The 738-nt window shown below is 55.4% G+C and carries 1 protein-coding gene; it reads left to right on the forward strand.

What is annotated here, in order from left to right; genetic code table 11:
- Positions 1-21 precede the first annotated feature (21 nt).
- On the forward strand, positions 22-738 hold a 717-nt coding region (locus tag OSO_RS0100175), incomplete at its 3' end, for an IS3 family transposase (protein ID WP_040591555.1).

Raw genomic sequence — 738 nt, forward strand, 5'->3', positions numbered from 1 at the left:
AAAAAAAAGTGGCCGAGAACGGTGGCTGAACGCCGGTCTTGGATTGATCCCGGTGACGGCGAGCTGAGTGTTCGTCGGCAGTGTGAACTGCTGGGCCTACATCGGTCGAATGTGTTCTACGAACCCGTCCCGGTGAGCGATAAGGACCTTCGTCTGATGCGGCTGATCGACGGGGAATACCTGGAGCATCCGCACTTGGGGAGCCGTGGGATGGTGTCACACCTGGAACGTCACGGCCAGGTCGTGAATCGCAAGAAAATGCAGCGATTACTGAGGCAAATGGGGCTCAAGTCGCTTGCACCAAGTCCTCGGACGACGGTCCGGGCCGCAGGTCAGAAGATTTATCCTTACCTGCTTCGGGGCGTTGAAATCGTTCGCCCCAATCAAGTGTGGGCGTGCGACATCACGTTCGTTCCAATGCGTCGAGGGTATCTGTATTTGACGGCAGTCATGGACTGGTACAGTCGCTACGTGTTGGCCTGGCAACTGTCCAACAGCATGGACGTCGAGTTTTGCGTTGAGGCCCTGGAGGAAGCGTTACAGCATGGCCGACCTGAGATCTTCAACACGGATCAGGGGTCTCAATTCACCAGCCAGATCTTCACCAAGCGACTGGAACAAGAATCGATCGCCATCAGCATGGACGGCAAAGGACGAGCGATTGACAACGTCATGATCGAACGTCTGTGGCGAACCGTGAAATATGAGAACATCTACCTCAAGGAATACACGACGGGA

The organism is Schlesneria paludicola DSM 18645, assembly GCF_000255655.1.
Lineage (GTDB): Bacteria > Planctomycetota > Planctomycetia > Planctomycetales > Planctomycetaceae > Schlesneria > Schlesneria paludicola.